Raw genomic sequence first — 23,570 nt, 5'->3', positions numbered from 1 at the left:
ATTATGAAATTTATATCAAAAAATATACGTCATTTAAGGAGTTTAAAAGGTGTAACTCAAGAGGTTTTAGCAGAAGATTTGAAGGTAACAAGATCGCGCATAAGTTCTTATGAAGAAGGACGTTCTGCACCATCTATTGAAATACTTATTCTATTGTCTGATTATTTCAAACTTCCTATAGATATTTTGCTTAGAAATGATTTGACTAAGGCTAAGGATTCTTCATTTATAGAATTAGGGAATCAACGAGTTTTATTTCCTATTACTGTAGATGTAGAAAATGATAATTTAATTGAAGTTGTACCTGTAAAAGCATCTGCTGGCTATTTAAATGGATATGATGATCCTGAATATATTGAACAACTTCAAAAAATAAAATTACCTTTTTTACCTACTGGAAAACATCGCGCATTCCCAATTAAAGGCGATTCTATGTTGCCCATGAAAGATGGTTCTTTTGTTATTGGAAAGTTTATAGAGGATAGAAATGACATAAAAACAGGAAAAACCTATGTTTTAATTACTTTAAATGATGGCATGGTTTATAAACGTGTGCATAATAATATTGATTTAAATAACTCTTTATTACTTATGTCTGACAATAAAACTTACAATGATTATATTGTACCTATTGATGAAGTTTTAGAGATTTGGGAATTTACTTGTAGTATAAACACCCAAGAATACTCTGAAGAGGAATTAAAAATCAGTAGTATTCTTGGTATGTTTAATGAGTTGGGTGTGGAGTTGAAGGCACTAGAAAAAACTTTAAAATAGTTTTTATAGCTTTACTTAACCTGTTTACCACTTTTCAATACTAAGAAGTTTAAGCATGTTAAAAAGGCTTAGTGAACTTTTGGCACAAAATAAAGATCAAAATTAACCTGCATTATTATTTACAGTATCAATTAAAGATATAATCTGCCTTACATCACCTTCATCCTTAAACAAACCAAAAATACCTTCGTCATGATTTTCTGTAAACGGAGGTTTAATTAAAAGTGATTTATCTAAAGTGCCATTAACATTTAAAAAATTAATTAAGGTTTGTATAAAGGTAATTTGTTGTGGATTTAAATTTTCTTTTTGAATATAATCTGTAAATAAATCATTTACCACTTTAAGATCTAATCCTACTATACTTCTAACAAATTTACCCAAAGGTAACTCTCCATATTCATTAGTATATGCTTCTCTAGTTCCTAATGACTCGTTAATTAAAAATTGCTCAAGAAGCTCAAGTTCTTTATTCGTTATTGGTATATTTTTATGTAATTTATCAATTACTAAATGTGATTTATTTTTGCGTATAAAACTTTCCACTCGGTCTTTATAACTCTGTAGTTTAGTATATCCCTCTAAAATATCTTTTTCTTCTACACTATCATGATCAAGAATATCTGTAAAATCTGTATAGACAGGTTCTAAGCTTTCTTTTTCTAGAAATTTCACTAAATCTCTTACCTCCGCTCTAACCTCTTCTACAGTTTGAATATTAACGTTAGACCAAAAAGATAAATCTCTAATTTTATTTATAACTCCTAATTTATTTGAAACTGCTGGAATATTTCTTTTTTTATGAAGCTGCACTCCTACATTGTAAATAATAGAAATAAAATTTTCTTGCGATTTGGCATCATTTAATAAAGCTAACTGTAATTTATAAGCTAATAAATCAAACCGCTTTGCAACCTCATCATCTGTTTCACTATAACTAGATAATCCAAATAATTTATCGCATAAAATAGTTTCATCTGTTAATGAGATGCTTTCCCAATTTGATTTTATTTTAAAATGCTTTACATGACGTAATTCTTTTTTTACTTCAAAACGGTTTTCATCTAAAGCATCAATACTTTTATGTAATTTATTAACTAGGCTTTCTGCAAATTCATCTTGCTCTTTTGTAGCTTCTGTTTTATTCCTTATAACTTGTACAATATGCAACATGGTTTCATATATAAGTTGAGATAAACCTTTAGAAACACTCGTTTTAGCTCCTTGTGGGTATTCTTCAAAATATTCAAAATTACCACAAAAGTCAAAAATTATAAATTCAGTTTTATCCTTTCCTGGACCAAAAAGATTTGGTCTTAAACGTGTACCTCTTCCAATCATTTGCCAATACTTAGCAAAAGATTTTACAGGTTTAAAAAATACAAGGTTTACAACTCTTGGCGCATCAACTCCTGTATCCATCATATCTACAGAAACAGCAATTTGAGGGTCTTGTTCCTGTTTATCATCGCAAAAACGCTCTAATAAATCTTGTGCTTTTGATGCATAATTATCTATAACTTCTAAAAAACTTCCTTTAAATTGTGGATAGTTTTTATTGAAACGTTCTTGAATAAATACTGCATGCTTATGGTTTTTAGCAAAAATGATGGTTTTACCTAACTTATCTCCACCATTTACTTTTAGTCCATTAGTAAAAAGATAATCCAATACCATATCTACTGTTTTGGTATTAAATAAATAGGAATTCATTTGACTTGATGAAATACCTAAACTTTCTAAAACCTCATCTTCATCTTCTAAAGCTGGTAAGCCAAATTTCTCTTCGTATTTTGCTTTGTCCTCTTCTGATAAGTCCTTGTATTTAACTCCTTCTCGCATAAACTTTAATGGTACACTAATGCCTTTAGGAGGATTTAAATGCCCATCTTTTACAGCTTGGTCTAACTCATAAACAAAGGTTGGGTTATCATCTTCAATACCAAATAATCCATAGGTATTATGATGAATATCTTTTTTTGGAGTAGCTGTTAACCCAATTAAAATAGCATCAAAATAATCGAATATAGCTCCGTATTTTTGATACACAGATCTATGTGCTTCATCAATAATAATCACATCAAAATGACCTATACCATAAAAACGTTCTTCATTAGATCTAACTTTATCTATTTTATTAAGAATAGTTGGGTAGGTAGAGAATACTACACGAGTTCCTGTGTCTTCTTTTTCTTTAGTTAAATCTATGGTTGATAAATTAGGCAAATGCTCTTTAAACGCATTTTTAGCCTGAGTCACTAAAGCATTTCTATCTGCTAAAAACAAGATACGTTTAGCCCAATGACATTTGGTTAACATATCTACAATAGCTGCAGAAGTTCTTGTTTTACCACTTCCTGTAGCCATTACTAATAAAGCTTCTCTGTTTTTACCAACTAAACCTTTATCTGTTTTTACCATTAAAGCCTCACCAACACGCTTAATAGCTTCTAATTGGTACGGTCTTTTATATCCAGCTATATCTAAATTGACTTTAAATTCAGATAAATCCTTACGTGTTTTACGTTGTTCTATTAAATAGGCTAATTCTTCCTTTGTATAAAAACCATAAATTAAACGCTCGGTATAAAAAGTATCATCCCATATATAAGTATCAAAACCATTAGAGTAAAATATTACAGGTCTTTGTCCTGTCATTTGCTCCAAACAATCTGCATATAGTTTAGCTTGATGCTTACCTTTTGTTGCACTATGTAAAGATTGTTTTGCTTCTATAACCGCTAACGGTAAACCATCACTTCCCCATAAAACATAATCCACAAAACCATTTCCTGATGGATTAGTACTTAAAGGCATACCAACAACTGGAAATTCTATGTCTGTACCTTGTTTTAAATTATTCCAACCTGCTTCTTTTAATAACTCATCAATATATAATTGACGCGTTTCCTGCTCTGGTGTTAACTGCGGAATGTCTTTTTCTGGAATAACTACTTTTTGACGTTCTTCTTTACGCTCTAATAATTGGGTTTGTTGTAATTGAAATTGCTGTTTAAGCAATTCGTTTTCCTTTTGTAATGCGAGTGATTTTTCTTGTGCTTCTCTTAAAGCTTTTAATTGTTTTTCTGAAGCTTTAACTTTTTCATCAATTTCTGCTTTTACATTTTTAGAACTCAAACCAATACCTTGTGGCAGATTCTCTTCACTAAAAACTGGTGTATCTATTAAATCTTCTCCATAATATTTAACTAAATATACGCCAAAACTAAAAATAGATTTTAGAGCAATTAACGCCTTTTTTTGAGACACTAAATTACCATGAGCACCATCGTTACCAAAACGTCTTACAAGGTCTAGGTTATGAAATAAAGAGGGTTTTACACTGCTTTTAAAATCGTAATGAAATAATAATGCTGCTAATTTTGTGTCGTAAGGTTTAGTAAATGTTTCATCATTATCATATAACCAGTTTAAGCCTAATTCTAAAAAAGAACGACAAGATACTGCTGCTAATTTAGGCACAGCAAAAGTAATTTGTTCTGCTATTTTAGCTTCTGCATAAAGTTGCGGAAAGTCTTGTTTTAGAAATTCAAAATTGCTCATAATAATTGGTTAGGTTATAAGCCTTTAAAAGTATTAAAAATTAATCATTACGTCTACTAAATAGATTTAATTCTATTACAGATAATGAATTAGAAAACTCATCTTTAAGATTGATTTTAGTTCTTGCAAAATTTACAATAGACATATATTCTTCTGAAGTTTCAATTTTAGTCCAAGCTATAATTGGTTTAAACTTTAGTTTTTGCTGAATAATTCTATCTACAGGAAAATGTGGTGGTTCTGATATGACACCTAAACACCATAAGTATTTTAGATATAAATTTAGTAGCTTCTGGCTTACCCCAAAATTAAACTGACCATTGGTTAATAGTTTATCAAAATTAGAAGTGTATTGCTGTACACTCTTAATGTTTTCAATATGTATATCATCTGACATGTTAACTTTATTATAGCTGGGCACAATAGTATTATCTATATAGCCTTTAAGCATAAACTTAAAATCTTTTTTATCCTTTTCTAATACGTCTGGGTTATAAACATTGGCTCGTTGAAAAGCACCACCAATTGTTAATGACCAAATTTCTGAATTTATAAATGTGCTTTTCATATCTTTTATTTTTTTCTCAAATGTTTCAGTTTTAATCTAACTACACCTATTTAGTAACAACATGTGTGTTTAAGGTTTCTTCTATAAATTGAAGTATTTGGTCTACTACTTTAGTACTTTGAATATTAGTTGACTCAGTCTGATCTTTATAAATTAATTTCAAAATATCTAATTCTGATAAATTAAATTTTTCATTTTCATTGATATAAACGTATCTGACCACAGACCATACTTCGTTAAACTCAAATGAATTATCAATGGTTGGCAATCCTTTTTTACCTTGATCAAAAACACCTACAAATAATTCTCCTCCAAAATGCCCATTTTTAGAAAATGTTTCTATTCCGTAAAACTGTTTTGAATTATGATTTACTATTGGTCTAATCCATAATTGTGTAATATGATTATAATTAGTATTCCCTTCTTTAATTGTTAATCCTAACTCTAATAATTGAGGTTTGAGCAATATTAAAACCTCTTTTCTAAATTTATCTCTTATTTTATCTAGTATGGTCTCATAATTATCTGCTATAACTTTAGCAGCTCTTAAATTATCATTTTTAAATAATACCTCTTGTAAATCTTGTTCCTCTTGGTTAGTCACAGTATTGGTTATTTTTTTTATTAATATAATATATTGCTTAATTGTTTCTCTAAGTATAGGTTGGTTAACTGTTTCTTTTAAACAATTTTCTAACCAATTTACCATATGTGTTTTATAACTGATATTAAAAAAATGCTCACCTTCAACCAAATCTCGTTTACTAGCTTTACTTGGATTAACACCTGCTTTGGTTAGATATATTACTGTGTTTTTACTTGTGTTATGGTTATAATATCTCTTCACTTGACTATTTTGGTCGTATGCATCAATTTTATTTTCAATAGAGATTGTATTACCTAAGGAATCTTTTAAGTAAATGTCTATTCTACCACCAGAACAAGTACATGGTATTGAACACTTATTTGAAATAATATCATTATGTTTACAGAAAGTGGTATTACCTATTCCTACTTCAATATTTAACTTAGCAGTTTTACTATTGAAAGCTAAAAGTTTATTACTAGCTTCTTGATTAGAAATAAGTTCTAAAATCATACTTATAAATAACTGCAAGAACTTATCTCCCAAATAATGAGTGCCTTCAGGATTTAATAAAGCTCCTAAAAATGCAGAATGCGTATCATTTTCTTTACGCTCCATTTTTAAAATAGAAAACACATTGAAATCTTCACCTCTTGCTTTAGTTAGTTGATTATGATGTTTAACTATAGTAAAAACACTTTCACATATGTAATTAAGTTGATTTTTCATGCTATTTTAATTACTTTTTTAAAAGATTAATGTGTTGTAATGCTACTTGTAATACAGTAATAAAATAACCTGACCTTTGCTCCATACCTAATGGTGTATCTCGAAACTCATCTCTATCAAAAGGATATAATGTGAGTAATTGTAAATTTACATTGTAATTAAATAATGTATTAATTTCTGGTATATTAAAACTTAGATCTTCTTGAAAAACTTTATTTGCTTTTATATAGGCATAACTAAATTTTAAATGTAAACCATGTGTATGAAATTGTACTATTACACCATCTAATTCTCTAGTGCTAAAATGTAACTCATTATTTTCTTCATCAAAAAATTGATTTGGATATTTAGCATATACAAGCTTAATAATTGAGTGAGTAAATTCGGTAATATATTTAAATTCTTTCTTGTTATTCAATTGTGAGTTTTTACCCATATTTAAATTTTCTATTATTATTAACTCCTTATACAATTACATTTTTCACTTAATGTTCCTTACAACACTTTTAAATAAATATTTATTTATCAATTGTATTTATATTTATTGTTTTAAAAACCTTTTCAATTAGTTCCTTTCCATATTTTCTCTCTAATCTTTTTATAGTAAAATGGGCAGTTGCCATATTTTGAAAATGATTAATAAAAATATAGTTAATGGAACCTCCACCAACTGCTCCAAGAACAGGTACTGCTTGAGCAACAAATTTTTCAGTAACTTGAATACTCCATCTAGTTACAATTTTTGAAACAAAACTATTTATTCCTTGAGCAGTCACGTTTTGTATTGCTGAGCTTAATGCTACTCTTGTTGTATAATAACTTGTTTCTAAACCATCATCTTCTTTAGATTCTCCTCCTAAAGCAAAGACTTCCAAACAAGCCATCTGACCTTCTATTGAATAAATATCCTCTCCTTCACTACGTGCAATATCCATTATGGTTCGCATTAAAAATTTGGTAGTTAGTGTTAATTCTGAAGCAAAAATAGCAGTTCCAACGCCTGTAGTGGAACCCAGAAACCCACTTAAAGCGCCTGAACCTGTTACAATAGCTCTATATGTTTTATTTGATGGTTTACTAAACGTTTTGTTTTTCTTTATAGTTTTAAGGTTTACTTTGATGATACCTAACAAAACAGAATGCATAATCTTTTGTAATTTATTAAATACTTTTTCTGGAATAAATGTTGCTCCAGTTTCTACAGTGCTTCCTATTTTATTGGCATTACGCATTGCCCAACTTATATTATTCATAGTCGATTTAGCATTTTTTAATGCTTCTAAATCTTCATGTGAAATATTATTAGATTTTTCTAGCTCTTCACTCATTATTACTTCATTTATAAAACTATTATCTGTTAGCTGGATATATTGTTGTGTGAAAATGTTCTATTGCTTTTTTTCTGGTATAATCAAATATTTCTTTATCAGACAAATCAATTAGGTGTTCACAATTCGGACACTCAAAAACATAATTATCAGCTAAAGGTTCTGCTACAAATTGGATATCATCACCAGAGTCTATATTAGGTACTTGAAATCTATTTTCTTTAAGGGACACTAAAGAATTATAAAATTTTTCAAAAGTTAAATTTCCTCTATACCATCTAAACCACCATTTACCATCCTGACGTTGATTACTATCCACTATACTTTCTGTGCCAACCATACTTTTAAACCATTCTAGTTGTCGAATGTATAATTCTGAATTAAAAGCTTTTCTATTTGTTTCTGTACCACATTCTGTACAACATATAATTCCTAAATTTCTATGTCCTTCTGTATGGCATAAATAATTTTGCCCTACGCTTTCTATTCTATTTTTTCTTGCATTTAATTTTTCAGAATCACAACAAGCATAACAATTATTACAAATGTACCAACCACAATTATCTGGATTTTCCAAAGCTGATGGTGTACATTTCACCGTTTCTCTGCTATCTATTAAATCTACACATTGTCCATTTAAACAATGAGATAAATACACATCTTTATCAGGGTTTTCACAGTCTTTGTTGGTACAAGAAAACATGCTAACACCATAAAACCCATAATTTGCTCTTCCGTTTGGTCTAAGAATATTAGAGCAACTTTTACATTTTAAATGTTCCAAAAAACGATTTACACGATTAACAACACTTAATACTATTTCGTACTGTCTCTCACTAAATTTGATATTTAATATTCTTAAAACATCTTGCAATGTGTAGTTTTCCCAATCACTAGGAGTTATAGGCTTTCTACATGTTTCAAAACAAGGAATGTTTTCACACCACCAAAATTCCATTTGTTCTCTTCTTGATAAAGCAGGTTGTTTTGTAGTTACATCTAATGCCTTTCTGCCATCACAAAATGTGGCAAATCTTGGTGTTTTATCCGTTTTGTCTTTGTAATAACTTAGTTCTGTTTCTCCTTCTTTCCTTACAGTATATTTTTTTGCAATAGTCCTACCTGTACACTTACTAAAAAAACCATTTATTACTAATAAGTCTTGTGGAGTTTTAATTTGATTTGCAATAATGTCAAAAATTGTGTTTCTAGAAGTTATTTCATTAATGCTTAAATCTGATGTAATTTTAAGGATGATGCTTAATGTAAAATCTAAACCTACGCCATCAATTTCTTTTGCATATTCATTATCTACATAATTAAAAGTGGTTATTTTATTTAAATCTTGAAGTGTTAAGTGTAATACATTGGTTTCAATTAACATTAATACTTTTTTGAAAAAGCGTTTTTGATTATAAGATGATAAAATTCCGGTGTATAATACAGCGCTATTATAATCTATAGTATTTGTGTAATTAGATAGAAACAAATGCAGCTTAATAAAATCTGAAGCTTTGTTATATATTGTGTCTAAAAAGGTTTGTTTTAAAGTTTCCTCTTCTGTATAATCTAAATAGAATTTAACCAAATCAAATACTTCAACATCTTTTATCTTATCTTGTTGATAATGTGTTTTTGAAAATAGATTTACCTGTTCTTCTTTAGATGTTTTATTGAAGATTTTATAAACTTCCTCTTCAATTTTACTTATACTATCTTGATTATACGTATTTTCTATTAGGCCTTTTAATTCTATTACATAATTATAAACTGCATCTACTGGAAAAGTATCAAAACTATTTTTAAACCATAATTCTGTGATTTGTTTGGGTTTTAACTTATTATAATCAATATTATAATTATAGCTATTAAGTAATGTAAAAATTGCTTGAAGGTTATCCGATTCTGGGTTTACTATTACTTTATTAAATACTTGCTCTAAAACAATGTTTATATCTGAAGTGTCTAGTTTATTTAAAACACTATTACTTTTTAGAGGATTATTATAAATATATTCTACTAAAGTTGCTTCTATTTCTTGAAACGAAAGTAAATAATTTGTGTCTAGAAACAGTTGAAACTTCTGGTTAGCATCAAAATTTTTATTAATAATTTCAAACTGTCTTTTACTTATATTAATTTTAAGTTTAGGTGCAATTTTTAGAATTGAAATAACTTGATTTACATTTAGTTTTAAAGCATTAAAGTAGGTATTAAATATGTTTAATATTTTAAATTTACTAGACTTACCTAGTTTAAAATCTTCTTTATTTATTATGGATAGTACTTGATCTAAAAGCTTTGCTTGTTGATTAATAATACCAAAATAAATTAAAAAAGCTATATCTGTTTCAAAATCTATTGGATATAAACTAGTTGCACGTATTCTATCCCTATTTATAAAACTCTGCCTAGTAATATTAAATATAACTAGTTCATTATTAATTAATTTGTGAGGGTCTTTACCTTTTACTGCATTACCACGAAAATAAATATCTCCAAGTTTATTATGTTCTACAAAACCATATTCATCATCATTAGTTTTGTTGTAGTACCATTTAATTTCACCAATAAACTTACAAGAGTCTTTACCTAAATACCCATTGTATGCTACAACTTGCTCATTTATTGCTATGTCATCTAATTGGTCTTGAATTTCTTTGTTATTGTATAATGCAATAATTTGTAAGTGTGTATTCTCGTCTAACTCTTGATTTGGGCTTGTAATAGGTGTCTCTAAAAAATTATTATACCTAGTTAATCTCTTATAAGAGATTTTTAATTCTGTAAGTAATTTAGATACACGCATTATTTAGTTTTTTTACATTTTATTCTCTAAGATGATATTGAAAGTTAAAGTAGGTTTCTATGGTGAACGCCCTACCATCTTGTTTCATTCTATCTTCAATATTTAGTAAATTATCTATAACTCTTTTTCTTATTTGCTTATTAACAATATTTAAGTACTCATTATGATATTTTATATAACTTGGACTAGTTGTTTCTAATTTAAACACTTTTCTAACTGCTTCAAACACTTTACTCTTCCTTTTTTCTTTTTTTAAACCAGATCTTCCTTTTTTTATAGATTGTCTAAAACTAGAAGCACTCCAACTTTTACCACCAATAAATTTACTACTTCTAGAACCTCTTTTACTCATAATTCTTTTACTTTACCAACTCCCCTTTAAAAGCCTTTTGCAACAAACTATTAAACAAGTCTTCACTTTTTTGTAAGCTTTGTTGGGCTTGTGCTTTTTGTTGTTGAATAATATTAGCACGTTCAGCAAACTGATTTTGAAGATTAATTGGAGGTAAAGGAACTTTTATTTTTCTCATAATACCAACATTAACAATATCCATTGTTCCTCCTCTAGACTTACTCTTCATTTGTATTAATGCACCAGAACCTTGGAGTAGCATTTTGAAAAAATCTGGTTTAATAATTTTTTGATTTGGACTGATTTTCATTAGACGAGGATTAATAATACCTTCTTCAAATTTTTGAGGTACAATTGCTATTTTCCCATAAGTTCCAACTAGTGAAATTAAAATATCACCGGCTTGAACTTTACAGCTTTTTAAACTCTCATATTTTTCAGTATCTATATAATAATCGCCAAATGATAAATCATCTTTTATAACCTGCTCTTGTCCATATATTTTATATCCTTTTTCAACATAATAATCTTTCTTCAAAGATGAACCGAAAGGTCCAGCTTTTATACTATGCTTTTTATCTAAAGCTAACTCTTCAACTAATTTCATTTCCCATCCTTTAGGATTCAACCAAGTATCCCCAAACATCTCTAAAAACAAGCTTTGTGTTAAGGCATCGTATTTTGTAATGAGTTGTTTGTTTAGTTGGCGTAGTGTATCTGCTTCGTCTAAAATGGAAGCTATTTTCTTTTGGGTTGGTAATGGTGGTAGTGGGATTTTGATTGACTTTAAAGTTTTAATTGTAATAGCTTTGAAAGTACTACCTGTTCCCATATTTGCTATTCTCTCTTCATTTGCTCTCAAATAATGAAGTAGAAATTGTAAATCAATTTCTTTATTACATCTAATAGCTGCGAGTCCTCTACCTATAGAGGCTTCTATATTATTAACATTAGTTGAACCAACAGGTGCTCGAACTGAAAAAAGAATATCATTTATTACTGACATTTTTTTAGGTTCTGTACACCAATATCGTACTGTTGGATTTATTCTCCCAAAATCAGCTTTACCTTGAAAAAAAGGAACTCCAACTTCATCCTGATTGTATGAAGATGATGGTGGTGATTGTCCTGCAATTATTTCACAAACGCTATCTAATTCAACTAACTCCATTACTTCATCATCTTTTCAAGATTCAACATGGCATTTGTTCTTTGTTTATCTAACGCTTTAATATCTGCTAAAATGGTTTCTGGTGCATCATATTCTATTTCTTCGTACACAATTTCTTTGTAACGGTTTATAGACAAGTCGTAATCGTTAGCTGCAATGTCTGCTTTTGGTATTATAAAGCTTGGTTTGGTTTTGTCTGAGAAGTTTTTTTCTATTTGAGACTTCTCGTCTGCGCTCGAAGTGACCGTTGAGTTCATTATAACCTTAGCGTCTAGAAGTATTTGTGCAATATCACATTTGCCTGCTACCTCTTTTACTATGTTTTCTGGTTCTGTAAAACATTGCTCTAAGGCGTCTTCGGTTACTAAAAGGTTACGTTTATCGTCTAGACTTAAACCATCTGCTTTCATATCGTAAAACCACACCTTATCTGTACCACCAGAATTGGTTTTTGTAAAAAACAAAATAGCTGTACTAACTCCTGCATAAGGTTTAAAAACACCACTAGGCATACTAATTACTGCTTGTAATTGTTGGTTTTCTACCAACGCTTTACGTATGCTTTTGTGTGCTGTACTACTACCAAATAATACACCATCTGGTACAATTACTGCTGCACGACCACCAACTTTTAACATACGTAGCATCAAGCTTAAAAATAGTAGCTCGGTTTTTTTGGTTTTTGTAGTTTTAAGTAGGCTGCTTTCTACCTCATCATAATCTAAACTGCCTTTAAATGGTGGATTGGCTAGTATTAGTGAGTAGGCATTTTCAATATCTGCATTAGCTTCACTAAGTGCATCTTTACCAATTAAGGTTGGGTTGTCTAAACCGTGTAATTGCATATTCATGGCACCAATACGTAGCATGGTAGGATCAAACTCGATACCATTAAACATATTGTTATGAAAATGCTCTCTAAACGTGGCGTTATTAAACCAATCTAGGTGTCTACTTTGTATATACTCGCCAGCACTTACTAAAAAACCTGCTGTACCACAAGATGGGTCGCAAATAACATCGTCTTGTTTCGGTTGTGTTAGCTCTACCATCATGCGTATAATGTGGCGTGGTGTTCTAAACTGTCCGTTTGTACCAGCTTCTGCTATTTTAGAAAGCATATACTCGTACAAATCGCCTTTTGCATCTTTATTATCCAGCTCTAAAGTGTCTATTTGTTGTACAACTTTATCTAGTAATTTAGGCGATTGTATCATGAAAATAGCACCTTTCATGTACTGTGCAAAAACTCCACCTTGCTTACCAATACCTTTCATGAAATCGAAAACGGTAAGATCTCCTAATGCTGCTTGTGGTCTTGTAAACAGATCGAACATGGTTTCTGGGTCTTTTTCCTTAAAACTAGACCAACGTAATGGTCGTTGTGCTTCAGTATAAATTGGGTTTTCTGTTGGCACACCTAACAGGTTGGCTTTTTTCTCGATTACAATTTGCTTATCGTCTAATTGCTTGATAAAAATGAGGTAGGTAAACTGCTCTATTACGGTTAATGGGTTAGAGATTCCGCCTGTCCAGAAATCGTTCCAGATTTTATCTATTTTACTTTTAAGTTCTCCTGTGATCATGGTTAGGAATGGGTTGTTTTATTATTAAGTTTTGGTAATTTAATTTTTTAAATCATCAAATTTCTGTTTCATTGTAGGATTACCGTGTGTTAGTTTTTTAATGGTTAAATCCTCTGCTTTATTATTTGCTAAACGCAAATTATTGACCGAAGATAATAAAGCATCTTTAGTTTTTTGAAGATGTGTCATGGTTTTATCTATTTCCTTTATAGCATCCCCAAACTGACGACTTGCTAAATCATAATTACGTGCAAAACCGTTTTTAAAATCTTCTATTTTAGTTTCAAAGTTAGTAATATCTAAATTTTGGTTTCTTACTAGATTAAGCTCTGCTTTATACTCAATAGATTTCATACCAGCATTACGTAACAGTGTGATAATAGGTATGAAAAACTGAGGACGAATTACAAACATTTTTTCGTGTCTGTATGACACATCTACAATACCAGTATTATAAAATTCATTATCGGTTTCTAATAAAGATACTAACACTGCATACTCACAATTTTTAGCAACTCTATCTTTATCTAGTTTTGCAAAAAAGTCTTCATTTTTCTTTTTGGTTGCAGTCTGGTCGTTTTCATTTTTCATTTCAAACATAATAGAAATGATTTCGTCTCCATTGGAATCTACTTCTCTATAAATAAAATCGCCTTTTGTACCACCAGAAGCATCGTTATCTTTTTCAAAATAAGCATTTTGAAACGCTGTAGCCCTAAGCTTATTAAATTCTGCTTCGCAATGTTGCTCTAAGGTCTCACCTATCATTTTTGTAGATAGTTTTTGCTTATAGTCTTTTAAACGCTCTATTTCTTCATCTTTTAACTTTAAAGCTTCATCCTTATGCTCTAACTTATTTTTGAATTGTGCATTTAACGATTTTTCTAAAATTTCTTTTTCAGAATCTTTTAATTTTAAATCGTTTTTAAGTTGATCTCTTTCTTTTTCAACTGAATTTATAGCGCTAGATACTTCTAATTGCTTTTGAATATTAGCATTTTCAATTTTACTTTGTAATGCTTGTATTTGTGCTTCTTTTTTAGAAACCTCTTCTGCTAATTCCGATTTACTTTTAAATTGTAAATCGCTAATCGTTTTATCTTTTTCTGCTAATTGCCTCTGGTATTTATTTTCTAATTCGGAAGCTGTTAGCTTAATTGCAGAGGCTTTATCTTTCTCAGCAACTTCTAGTCTGTTTTTTAAATCGTTTGCAAATTCTTGATCTCTAACCTGTTTTACAATATCAGTGTAAACGGAATCGTCTACTTTAAAAACTTCTTTGCAATTTGGGCATTTTACACTAGTATTCTCACTCATTTTTATTGAATTATAATTAATAACATTACAAATGTAAAATTAATGTGTGCAGTGTATTTGCACAGTTATTTTTTATACTATACTTAAAAAAGAAATCAGCAATGCAAAAGCCTTACTGATTTCTAGTGGAAAATTTTATAACATTTAAAACAATGAAATAAAACAGTTTAAAGATACAATAGTCTTATTGACTTTTGCAAATTTAATCTTCTTGCTCACCCTGATATTCATCATTATTTGGGTTAAGCTGATCTGCACGATTATCTAAATCGTCTTGTGTTGGTGTATAACCATCTTTCCATACAGACATAAAGCTATAATTTAAGTGATACCTACTATTACTAGGATTTCGGCATTTCCTGTTTGTATTTTAATTGTTGTATAAATATCTGGATGATGTGTGCAGTGTATGCGCTTTGGTTTAAGCGATTTTAAAAGTAACAGCAAATTTTGAGTATCTATTTTTAGTTCTACTCGTATTTTCTTTTTCCGTTGTTATTAATATATCTTGACCTATTTGAAGGTTTTGCTGTTGAATATATTTGTATGATAAAATATAATCTCCACAGAAATAGTTATTATCTTCATCTTGATCGATTTTACCTTGGTACAAATTTGTCGCTATTAACTCTTTCCATTTTTGATCTGGAAGTTCTAAATTATCAAACTTTTCAAAGAGAACATTAAACACTGATAATAAGTCCAACACACAATAAAGACATGATCTAAACAAATAATTATTAGCTTGATTGCTTATATAATCTTCAACTTTTAATTCTAAACTTACTTTTTTATGAGAAGCATCTTGAATTATTTTTAAATACAATGAAAACAAATCTGTTACAGCTGAATGAAAATATGGTTCTATCAATTCGTAATTAGTGTTTTTATTACAAAGAAATGCAAACGAAGCATTTAAGTTATTTTTATTAATATTAAACGGTATTAATCCTTTTGAATGTGCAACATCCACAGTTCCTTCTATTAATTTTCTGAGACTTAAAAAATCATTATTTATCTTATTTTCTAATTCTACATCAATTAAAATATTTGATAATGTATCAGCATCTATTTGAGATAAATGCCCATTATTGAATAGAGCAAAAGCATCTGAATATTTTATTTTAAGCTGAGTTTTGGGTATCCTATTTATTTCAGATTTAATATCATTAAAAAGTAGAGCTTCATCAGTTGGCACATTTTTATCATATACTTTTTTAGAACCATAAGAATCCTTTGAAAACAGTTTTAGAAAGGAATTATCATCATTTATAAATCCTGGCTCTCCAGAATATATAAACCAAGGGATAATTTTATTTTGAGCCTTTAAATTACCTAAAAATTTAGCGACTTGACCAAAAGCATCATCATTTACATTATCACCTTCTTTACCATCATCAGTATAAAATAAACCATCTATAATAATAGCATCAAAATCAACATTTGGTTTTTTTAATAATTTTAAACCATCCATAGCATTGGTTACTGCAGTAATATTTATGCTTTGCTGCTTTGCTCTATTTTTAAAAATTTCAAAACGATGATGTACATCATCAAACCAAAGTACTTTAAATTCCATCTTATTATTACATTAAATTACAACTGGTAATTCTATTTGAAAAGTAGTAACATATCTTTCTGAAATGTTAGAATCTTCTATAAGTTTTAGGTTACCGTTATGTGCTTTTACAATTTCGTTAATTAAATAACCTCCATAACCTTTTCCCTCAACCTTTGTTCCTCGACTACCTTTTCTAATAAACTGTTCTATAGAATAACCCTCAGGCATAGGAAAGCCAGAGTTGGAAAAATTAATTATCACTGTATTTCTATCTACTGGTAATTCCAAACTTACTTCAAAAAACCTCTGCTCTAAAGGCAGATTTTTAAATCCGTGTTTAATAGCATTTTCAACAATATTATTAAATGCGTTTTTTATTAATTCTTTATCACAACTAATTAATAAGTTTTGCTTTACATCATTTTCAAATACTGTTTTATCAAATTCAAAATCTACAATAAAATCATTACTCTTCAAAGATTTTAATTCCTTTGTAAAAGATTGAATAAACTTAAATAGTGACACATCTTCTTTCGACATATTAGCCAGTCCTACCTCTAAGCTTGACACATTTACAATCTCTCTAGCTGCATCCAATTCCCTTGATAATATTTCTAGATAAGTTTTTAAAGGCAACGTAGTGTTATTATTTGCTCGTCGCTCTAAAATATTCTTATAATCACTACCTTGAATTTCATTAATTATTTTAGTGATATCTTCTAAAGCATCATAGGCAATTTTCATTGGTGTTGCTAAACTATGACGTATAAAACTATGCTCATCTTCTTTATTAATACCATATTCTTTTTTTAAAGCAACTAATGCATCTTGTTGCTGTTTTAAATGCTCTAATTTAACATCTTGAATTGCACGATTTTGTGTTTTTATATCTGGCAACTTAATTTTTAGCCTTAGTAAATCTCCAAGACGCAAATTTCTTAACCCTAAAATACTTCCTGTAGACAAAGCGTTAAGCTGCTTAGTCACATAATCCTTGTTTAACTCATGAGCAACATACTCTAAGTTAAAATTAGTATTGATAGGTTTTAAAAATTTTACATTCCTATCTAAATAAACACTGTAATCTCTAGTATTTAAGATAGTAGGTTTCAACTTTTCTCCAACTGTGGCCACCAGTAAGCCTTCACCCTCAACTCTAAAAATAGGATAACTAGTTTCCTTAGTATCTAATTGAGAAACGTCCAGTTTTTCAGAAGAATTATTAAGGTTACTAATCTGAACTATTTTAGCAAAGGAGTTTTTGGATAATTTTAATCCTTTCTCTATTTCAAACAACTCCTCTATAGTAACACCATCGATGTCCTCTAAAAAGTATCTAGATAAGCTTAAATTATATCCATTTTTAATAATCTCAGATTTTTCAACTTTTCTATAATCACTAGAGCTTAAATGTTTGGATTTAATACTAAAATGAATATCATCTCTAAATTCAACTTTGTTAGAATTTGCTGTTGTGAATTTGGTTAAGTATTCACCATTATAAAACTGAATTGGGCTTCCTTTTTCTTTTGCTTTATCTATAACAATTATATTCGTATTTACACTTGTATTACTTAAAACACCTGACGGTAAAGAAATTACCATTTCAAGAAGCGAATTATCAATAAGTCGTTTTTTTAAATTCTTAGCTATAATAGTTTCCGCAAATAAAAACGTATTATTAATTAATAACACCATTTTCCCATTATCTTTTAAAGACTCAAGTCCTTTTGAAATAGTCCACTCGATATAGGTTTCAGACTTTTTTAAATCTATATTACTTACAAAACCAGAAAATGGAGGATGCGATATTATTAAATCGTAATCTGTTTTGGATTTATTCCATCGACTAATTGAACTTTCATTTTTTACTATATAATTCTCTGAGAGATTATGAGCGCTAAAGCGTAAAACAGCAATTTCTGAAGTTGTTTTATCCTTCTCTTGCCCATAATATATCCCTTCTGTATTATACTCTAATCCAAAAGAGCATAAGCCAGAAAAAGGGTTATAGATATTTGCATTCCAAGAAGTTTCCACCAAACCACACATAAAAGCAGTTAGGTTTTTTGGTTGAATAAACTCACCAGTGTATTTACTTTCTCGCTTTAAATACTGGTCTAATAAAGCTTCAAATAATTGACTATAATTATCACTTCCTCTATTTTTCCATACCTCCTTAAAAACATTAGTGATTTTTTTAAAATCTCTATAATCAACTTTTTTTACAAAATAACTATACATTAAATTTGAAACTGCATAATGTACTTTTTGCGTATATACTAACTTATTTGTTTCAAAAAAGGAATCAAGAATATCATCTTCATTGATTTCTTTATCTAAATTTCTACTATCTACTTTAGTTATAGGATCTAGTAAATTGTTCTCTTGTAAAAAAAGTAATACAAATAAGTGTTCAAATTCATAACTTACTAATTCTCTATCTATTAATGATAATTCGTTTAAGAGTAACTGAATAAAATTTTCTGCTGATTTACTTACCAAAGTCTTCAATATCTATAACAATTTAATTAATCTTTTTGCAAATATAAAACTAACCTGTGCGCTTAACCCGCACTAGTTATATTTTTCAAAAGTTTTTGCTAACTCTTCTTTAATTGCCTCTCTTATTTTTGTTGGTTCTAAAACCTGAATCCCATTACCAAAAGATAAAATCTTTTTATTTAATTCGTAGTTTGGTATCACTTCAATAGAAAAAGTATAAAAGCTCTCTGTTTCTTCAATATTCTTTTGAGAACCATGTAATGGTTTTGTTATAATATAAGGCGCCAATTGAGGAGTAGCTTTTAAAATAATTTTAGTTAAAACAACATCATCTGGTTTAGTAACACCTATAATATCTTCAAAAAATTCTTCAAAATCTATCATCTGACTTGTGTCAAATTTAATTGAAGAATGATCTATACTCTTGATCCGATCCAGCGCTAGATTAGTGAGATTATCAAACCCATCATTCTTACCAAAAACAAACCATCTATTATTATATTGTTTTAGATGATAAGGATGAAAATTAATCTTCTGTTCATCAATACTTTTAAAGGATTTATAAGTCACAATTAAACTTTGCTTATTTTGAATTGCCTTAAATAAGGTTGAAATATATTCTGCTCCAATAAGAAATTCATTCGTGTCAAAGCTAATAATTTCTTGATTCTGACTAGACAAATTAAAAGTTTGATCAAGCTTAGGAATTAACTCATTTACCCACTCAAACTGAGGCAAACCTTTAAAACGACCTAAAACTAGCATTGCTGATTTTATTTGCTCAGCTTCGTTATCATTTAATGGCTGGTTGTTAATTGAAAAAGAATCATCTTCATAGTGATAATATGCTCTTCTACCATCCTTAACTTTTTCTAAAGGGATAGACCAACCTTGCGAAGACTCCATAAATCTTACATCATCATAGAGTTGTCTCTTTTTTATACCTAATGAATTAGGATCAAAGTCAAATAACGCATTATTACAAGCTTCTAACAAATCTTCAATATAATATCTTTTACCTGTGTTTCTAAAACATTTATCTAATGTTTGGTATCTTATTATAGCGTGTTTGTTGGTTGACATATTTTACGAAATTATTTCTACTCTATAAATGTAAATAAATTATGTGCAGTACAGATGCACTAGTTGTAATTAATATTGTAGAAATTTAAAAAAACTATGCAAACTATTAATGATTTAGGAAAAAACAGAACTAAAGACTATGTTACTGATGTATGGCTAGCTATAATGAAAATGAATACTTATGAGTTAAATTTACTATTAGATAACGATATAGACTATGAAGATTTAGGAAAAGAAAAGTTTATTGATAAGTTAAATGAAACCTTCAACAAACACAAAACATTTGGTGACTCTGAGTTTTATTTAGATTTAGATAATTGCGAAGGTTGTAATTGCAATAAACCTGTTTGTAAATTTATAGGGAATAATTCGAATTTACACTTTGCATTATTCTTTGAAATAAAGAAAAACAAAATTATTGATATATACCATTGTACTTACTATGGTAAAATTGATTTCTCAAATCCAATTTAGAAGTTTATATTTATCAACGCAAATAGAGTGCACTAATAACTCAAATATTTGTAAAGTTCTTGTAAACTCTTTTTATATGCCTTCTTTAAGGTCTCAATACACAACTATAACAAGAGCGAAACAAGATGTTAGTTTTTATTAAAAACCAAAGGGTTTGTTTTGGTGCAACAATAGTTTAATTTCATCTAATTCATTTTTTAAATCAATAATATCTTTTTTTGTTGCTGGAAGCGTATTTGATGCAAACACTTTTTTTAGTCCATAGCTAATTCCATCTGCAGCAACACTGCCCAACATTACATTTTGAACTGAGTCTAAATTTAAACCACTCATTTTCTTTTCGAGTGAGTTTAGTTTTTCCTCAATTAATGATATGCTATTTGTTGAAGTTTTTGCAGGTTTATTTAATGCTACTTTATCTTTTTGGTAATGTCCAGACACGTATTTATAGTTATTCCTTTTATAACTAGCTTTGGTTTTACAGCTATTTGTGCAATAAACATGGTTAGATCTTCTTGCTTCAAATTGAAAATCGCAATGCTTGCAGTTTTTAGTTTTTCTCATCTTTTTATGTGTAATTAGCTCTTTAATCTGTTAAATAAAGTTTTATTTAACGTTTTACTACCTTCTATAACTTACTCCTTCAAATTCAATAATATTAAACATTTCAAATAATCGATCATGCAGTCGACCTCCATATCTTTTTCCTATATCTATCAAAGTTTGCTTTGCACAAAATTCACTATTGGTATAATTACATGACGCATAGGTAACTAATTTTTTATCATAACGATGACTAAGCACCTCGTCTAACACCTCAATTTTACCATAATTACTACCTATTCTTTCCGAACCAATGTCATCTATAAACATCAAGTTCCTTTCAACACTTTTAAAAAAACTCTTTTTATCCATTGGCGTTTGACAAATTTCGTATTTATGGACAAGCTCCTTAGATGTAAAAAATTTGTATTTCAAACTTGGATAATGTTTAAATAATTCTTCAAAAACCTTAAAAAAGTCAGTTTTACCTAGACCATAACCACCTATAATTAATATACCTTTATCGAAAGAGGCAACACTTATGTCTTGTCTAAGATTTTTGCATTTAAAAAACTCCTTGTCTCTTAAAAAAAACAAGAACAAAACTTTTAAATTCGCAATAGTGCACTCGTCCTTCTTTAATTCTTTACCACACATATCTCTAAAAATTTTGCAAAAAAAACTCCATAATTGCTGCTTTTCTAAAGATTTACTTTTTTGGATTATATCACTAGGAGCATGAATTATTTTGCAGTTATTAGAAGATGGAATTAAACTACTCAGTTTTTGAATTTTATTTATTCTCATAATATCACCTATTTGTCAATAATTTATTTTCCTCTGAAGCTTTGTAAGGGCTTTTTCTTTCATTAGAAGCCCACTTTTTTAACCGCTTATCAACTTCAAAAAAACGATCAGCTTCAAAACGCATTTCTAATTTACTATTATCTAACTCACTCCAGTAATTAAAAAAAGATTGTAAAATTTTAGAATTATAATTAGAGTGAGAAAACACCCTCTCTTTAAATATTCTTTTTTTACTTTTTATATTATTAGTATTAGTTGTTGCTAATTGATTGTTATTTAATTGCGAACCGTTTGCTAAATGCTTGCTATTTGGTATGCTAACTCGAGCGTCAATTTGCTCACTAGAATGTTCTGCAACAAAATTTTTAAGATTTAGAATACCAATTTTAGTATAGCTAGTAGTAGTTTTAATTGAAATATCATTGGTTGACTGCAACTTAGACAAAGCTGTTCTTACTTTGCTAATTGTTAGACCAGTTTCAACAGCAAGTCTCTCATAAGACGTTACAAACTCTCCTTTTTGCACTAAAATTCCTTGCCAACGCTTTGCACTATAATTTACTTTCAATAGGCAATGAAAAAAAACCTTACTAGTATTTACATCTGAGTACCATTCCCAATCAATTATATTGCGATAAAGCATTATAAAACCCGACCTTTTCATCTAATCTTGTTTTATTAGTTTAGCAAAAATATCGCTCCTTTTATAATACACACGATTACCCATGCGATAGCTAGGGAGAATCCCATTTTTACGCCAATTCCATAACGCCTGCTTAGAGCATTTAAGAATTGCTAGAGTTTCCTCTACAGTAAGAAGTTCTTCTAACTCTTTCTTTTGGTTGAAGTTTATTAATTTAAGTCTATTGTTAATTGCTTCGATGATTTGAGATTTTAACTCATCGAAAGAAATGTGATCTATTGTTGTTTGATTGTGTTTCATTTGAACTATGCTTATATATTGAAAGCTCAAAAATAACTGAAGGAATTATGAGAATTAAATTTATAAGGTTACTTAAGGTTATAACCTTGTAGCAAACTAATTAGGTAAATTTTGAAGGTGGCAAAAAAAACCCTCTATCTTCAAAAGTTTTTTTTGCAGTTTTATGTTTCTTGTTAGAGGGACTTAAATACATTTTCAATGTAGACCCGCCATCTATAGAAAAAGCTTTGAAGAGTTCTTTTGACAAAGCTTCGTAATTCACTTCTCCTTTTCTTCTTTCAGCTTCCATGTATCCCTTATCGATTAGTTCGCTAACTATAAAACCTAGTTGAGAAGGTCCAGCGATCCATTTTAATGGTTTTGGAATTGAATTATCGACATGTTGCTTTAGAAAAGTATTAATTACCTCAATACGCTTATTACAATCTTGTTGTAGTTTTGACCAAGAAATATGACCACTTATAGAGGAGTAATCATATTTTGAATTATGGACCACTCCTCGACTTTCAATAAATCCATTTTCTAATATTATTTCATTATAGTAACCACCACCTCCTTGTAGATCCAATCGAGCGTTCTCAATTAACTCTCCAATCTTGGGAACAATTTTAAGATCCAATACATTAAATAATAACTCGGGATCATCGCAATAATCATAGTGGTATTCTAAAAATTTATTTAATTCCAAAATATCAACCTCTAAAAGTAATTTTTGGATAAAATACTTCAAATAGAAATCTTTAACCAATTTCGGTTCGTAATGGTCGAAATTATTTAACATAAAATCAGATTCCTTTTCTGTAATGTTTTTTAAACTTTCCCTATAGTGCTTATCGTCTATTGCGAATGCGGCTTTGTAATTCATAT

The 23,570-nt window shown here is 29.1% G+C and carries 20 protein-coding genes; 2 read left to right on the top strand and 18 right to left on the bottom strand.

Translation table 11 applies throughout. The annotated features are described in order from the left end of the window. Positions 1-3: 3 nt before the first annotated feature. Entirely contained in the window at positions 4-777 is a 774-nt protein-coding gene (locus CLV86_RS12935; protein WP_121052921.1) for an XRE family transcriptional regulator, read from the top strand. Between the two features lie 102 nt (positions 778-879). Here the strand turns inward: CLV86_RS12935 and CLV86_RS12930 are convergent, their stop codons facing one another. The 13 genes from CLV86_RS12930 to CLV86_RS12870 form a co-directional block, all read right to left on the bottom strand. After that, positions 880-4,341 (bottom strand): DEAD/DEAH box helicase family protein, encoded by a 3,462-nt coding sequence (locus CLV86_RS12930; RefSeq protein WP_249037482.1) that lies wholly within the window; start codon positions 4,339-4,341, stop codon positions 880-882. 40 nt (positions 4,342-4,381) lie between these two features. Next, positions 4,382-4,909 carry a hypothetical protein gene (locus CLV86_RS12925; RefSeq protein ID WP_121052917.1) on the bottom strand — a complete coding sequence of 176 codons (528 nt, stop codon included), beginning with the start codon at positions 4,907-4,909 and terminating at the stop codon, positions 4,382-4,384. 46 nt (positions 4,910-4,955) lie between these two features. Beyond that, the gene (locus CLV86_RS12920; protein WP_121052915.1) at positions 4,956-6,224 is read right to left on the bottom strand and encodes a PDDEXK-like family protein; all 1,269 of its coding nucleotides are present in this window, start codon (positions 6,222-6,224) and stop codon (positions 4,956-4,958) included. 10 nt (positions 6,225-6,234) lie between these two features. Beyond that, positions 6,235-6,660 (bottom strand): hypothetical protein, encoded by a 426-nt coding sequence (locus CLV86_RS12915; RefSeq protein WP_121052913.1) that lies wholly within the window; start codon positions 6,658-6,660, stop codon positions 6,235-6,237. A gap of 82 nt (positions 6,661-6,742) precedes the next feature. Beyond that, positions 6,743-7,552, bottom strand: a complete 810-nt coding sequence (locus CLV86_RS12910) for an EcsC family protein (protein ID WP_121052911.1) — start codon at positions 7,550-7,552, stop codon at positions 6,743-6,745. A 22-nt stretch (positions 7,553-7,574) separates the two neighbouring features. Continuing rightward, positions 7,575-10,361, bottom strand: coding sequence for a hypothetical protein (locus CLV86_RS12905; RefSeq protein ID WP_121052909.1), 2,787 nt, complete (start codon positions 10,359-10,361; stop codon positions 7,575-7,577). A gap of 19 nt (positions 10,362-10,380) precedes the next feature. After that, positions 10,381-10,713: a hypothetical protein gene (locus CLV86_RS12900; RefSeq protein ID WP_121052907.1), complete on the bottom strand. Its 333-nt coding sequence runs from the start codon at positions 10,711-10,713 to the stop codon at positions 10,381-10,383. A gap of 7 nt (positions 10,714-10,720) precedes the next feature. Next, positions 10,721-11,884, bottom strand: a complete 1,164-nt coding sequence (locus CLV86_RS12895; RefSeq protein ID WP_121052905.1) for a restriction endonuclease subunit S — start codon at positions 11,882-11,884, stop codon at positions 10,721-10,723. Beyond that, on the bottom strand, positions 11,884-13,470 hold the full coding sequence (locus CLV86_RS12890; protein ID WP_121052903.1) for a class I SAM-dependent DNA methyltransferase: 1,587 nt from the start codon (positions 13,468-13,470) through the stop codon (positions 11,884-11,886). Before CLV86_RS12890 ends, CLV86_RS12895 begins: the two co-directional genes overlap by 1 nt. A gap of 39 nt (positions 13,471-13,509) precedes the next feature. Continuing rightward, entirely contained in the window at positions 13,510-14,787 is a 1,278-nt protein-coding gene (locus CLV86_RS12885) for a DUF2130 domain-containing protein (protein WP_121052900.1), read from the bottom strand. A gap of 421 nt (positions 14,788-15,208) precedes the next feature. Next, positions 15,209-16,366: a hypothetical protein gene (locus tag CLV86_RS12880; protein ID WP_121052898.1), complete on the bottom strand. Its 1,158-nt coding sequence runs from the start codon at positions 16,364-16,366 to the stop codon at positions 15,209-15,211. Between the two features lie 12 nt (positions 16,367-16,378). After that, positions 16,379-18,853: an N-6 DNA methylase gene (locus tag CLV86_RS12875; RefSeq protein ID WP_147427041.1), complete on the bottom strand. Its 2,475-nt coding sequence runs from the start codon at positions 18,851-18,853 to the stop codon at positions 16,379-16,381. A 72-nt stretch (positions 18,854-18,925) separates the two neighbouring features. Then, complete coding sequence (locus CLV86_RS12870; protein ID WP_121052895.1) at positions 18,926-19,936, bottom strand: helix-turn-helix transcriptional regulator; 1,011 nt, start codon at positions 19,934-19,936, stop codon at positions 18,926-18,928. A 96-nt stretch (positions 19,937-20,032) separates the two neighbouring features. Here CLV86_RS12870 and CLV86_RS12865 point away from each other — a divergent pair, with 96 nt between their 5' ends. Then, the gene (locus tag CLV86_RS12865; RefSeq protein WP_121052893.1) at positions 20,033-20,410 is read left to right on the top strand and encodes a hypothetical protein; all 378 of its coding nucleotides are present in this window, start codon (positions 20,033-20,035) and stop codon (positions 20,408-20,410) included. Between the two features lie 138 nt (positions 20,411-20,548). On the opposite strand, the gene CLV86_RS12860 is transcribed toward CLV86_RS12865, so the two are convergent. From CLV86_RS12860 to CLV86_RS12840, 5 genes are all read right to left on the bottom strand, one after another. Beyond that, positions 20,549-20,974 (bottom strand): hypothetical protein, encoded by a 426-nt coding sequence (locus tag CLV86_RS12860; RefSeq protein ID WP_121052891.1) that lies wholly within the window; start codon positions 20,972-20,974, stop codon positions 20,549-20,551. A gap of 57 nt (positions 20,975-21,031) precedes the next feature. Continuing rightward, entirely contained in the window at positions 21,032-21,760 is a 729-nt protein-coding gene (locus tag CLV86_RS12855; RefSeq protein ID WP_121052889.1) for a P-loop NTPase family protein, read from the bottom strand. Between the two features lie 4 nt (positions 21,761-21,764). After that, the gene (locus CLV86_RS12850) at positions 21,765-22,403 is read right to left on the bottom strand and encodes a hypothetical protein (RefSeq protein ID WP_170148546.1); all 639 of its coding nucleotides are present in this window, start codon (positions 22,401-22,403) and stop codon (positions 21,765-21,767) included. Between the two features lie 21 nt (positions 22,404-22,424). Then, complete coding sequence (locus CLV86_RS12845) at positions 22,425-22,703, bottom strand: helix-turn-helix domain-containing protein (protein WP_121052885.1); 279 nt, start codon at positions 22,701-22,703, stop codon at positions 22,425-22,427. A gap of 100 nt (positions 22,704-22,803) precedes the next feature. Next, on the bottom strand, positions 22,804-23,568 hold the full coding sequence (locus CLV86_RS12840) for a hypothetical protein (protein ID WP_121052883.1): 765 nt from the start codon (positions 23,566-23,568) through the stop codon (positions 22,804-22,806). Between the last annotated feature and the right edge of the window lie 2 nt (positions 23,569-23,570).

This window comes from Lacinutrix venerupis, assembly GCF_003663945.1.
Lineage (GTDB): Bacteria > Bacteroidota > Bacteroidia > Flavobacteriales > Flavobacteriaceae > Lacinutrix > Lacinutrix venerupis.
Note: the sequence above shows the minus strand (reverse complement) of the source record. Positions and strands in the feature narration are given on the sequence as shown.

What these genes read in the sequence shown, in the direction of transcription:
- CLV86_RS12935 (WP_121052921.1), top strand. Translation starts at nt 4, where the DNA reads ATGAAATTTATATCAAAAAATATACGTCATTTAAGGAGTTTAAAAGGT.
- CLV86_RS12930 (WP_249037482.1), bottom strand. Translation starts at nt 4,341, where the DNA reads ATGAGCAATTTTGAATTTCTAAAACAAGACTTTCCGCAACTTTATGCA.
- CLV86_RS12925 (WP_121052917.1), bottom strand. Translation starts at nt 4,909, where the DNA reads ATGAAAAGCACATTTATAAATTCAGAAATTTGGTCATTAACAATTGGT.
- CLV86_RS12920 (WP_121052915.1), bottom strand. Translation starts at nt 6,224, where the DNA reads ATGAAAAATCAACTTAATTACATATGTGAAAGTGTTTTTACTATAGTT.
- CLV86_RS12915 (WP_121052913.1), bottom strand. Translation starts at nt 6,660, where the DNA reads ATGGGTAAAAACTCACAATTGAATAACAAGAAAGAATTTAAATATATT.
- CLV86_RS12910 (WP_121052911.1), bottom strand. Translation starts at nt 7,552, where the DNA reads ATGAGTGAAGAGCTAGAAAAATCTAATAATATTTCACATGAAGATTTA.
- CLV86_RS12905 (WP_121052909.1), bottom strand. Translation starts at nt 10,361, where the DNA reads ATGCGTGTATCTAAATTACTTACAGAATTAAAAATCTCTTATAAGAGA.
- CLV86_RS12900 (WP_121052907.1), bottom strand. Translation starts at nt 10,713, where the DNA reads ATGAGTAAAAGAGGTTCTAGAAGTAGTAAATTTATTGGTGGTAAAAGT.
- CLV86_RS12895 (WP_121052905.1), bottom strand. Translation starts at nt 11,884, where the DNA reads ATGGAGTTAGTTGAATTAGATAGCGTTTGTGAAATAATTGCAGGACAA.
- CLV86_RS12890 (WP_121052903.1), bottom strand. Translation starts at nt 13,470, where the DNA reads ATGATCACAGGAGAACTTAAAAGTAAAATAGATAAAATCTGGAACGAT.
- CLV86_RS12885 (WP_121052900.1), bottom strand. Translation starts at nt 14,787, where the DNA reads ATGAGTGAGAATACTAGTGTAAAATGCCCAAATTGCAAAGAAGTTTTT.
- CLV86_RS12880 (WP_121052898.1), bottom strand. Translation starts at nt 16,366, where the DNA reads ATGGAATTTAAAGTACTTTGGTTTGATGATGTACATCATCGTTTTGAA.
- CLV86_RS12870 (WP_121052895.1), bottom strand. Translation starts at nt 19,936, where the DNA reads ATGTCAACCAACAAACACGCTATAATAAGATACCAAACATTAGATAAA.
- CLV86_RS12865 (WP_121052893.1), top strand. Translation starts at nt 20,033, where the DNA reads ATGCAAACTATTAATGATTTAGGAAAAAACAGAACTAAAGACTATGTT.
- CLV86_RS12860 (WP_121052891.1), bottom strand. Translation starts at nt 20,974, where the DNA reads ATGAGAAAAACTAAAAACTGCAAGCATTGCGATTTTCAATTTGAAGCA.
- CLV86_RS12855 (WP_121052889.1), bottom strand. Translation starts at nt 21,760, where the DNA reads ATGAGAATAAATAAAATTCAAAAACTGAGTAGTTTAATTCCATCTTCT.
- CLV86_RS12850 (WP_170148546.1), bottom strand. Translation starts at nt 22,403, where the DNA reads ATGCTTTATCGCAATATAATTGATTGGGAATGGTACTCAGATGTAAAT.
- CLV86_RS12845 (WP_121052885.1), bottom strand. Translation starts at nt 22,703, where the DNA reads ATGAAACACAATCAAACAACAATAGATCACATTTCTTTCGATGAGTTA.
- CLV86_RS12840 (WP_121052883.1), bottom strand. Translation starts at nt 23,568, where the DNA reads ATGAATTACAAAGCCGCATTCGCAATAGACGATAAGCACTATAGGGAA.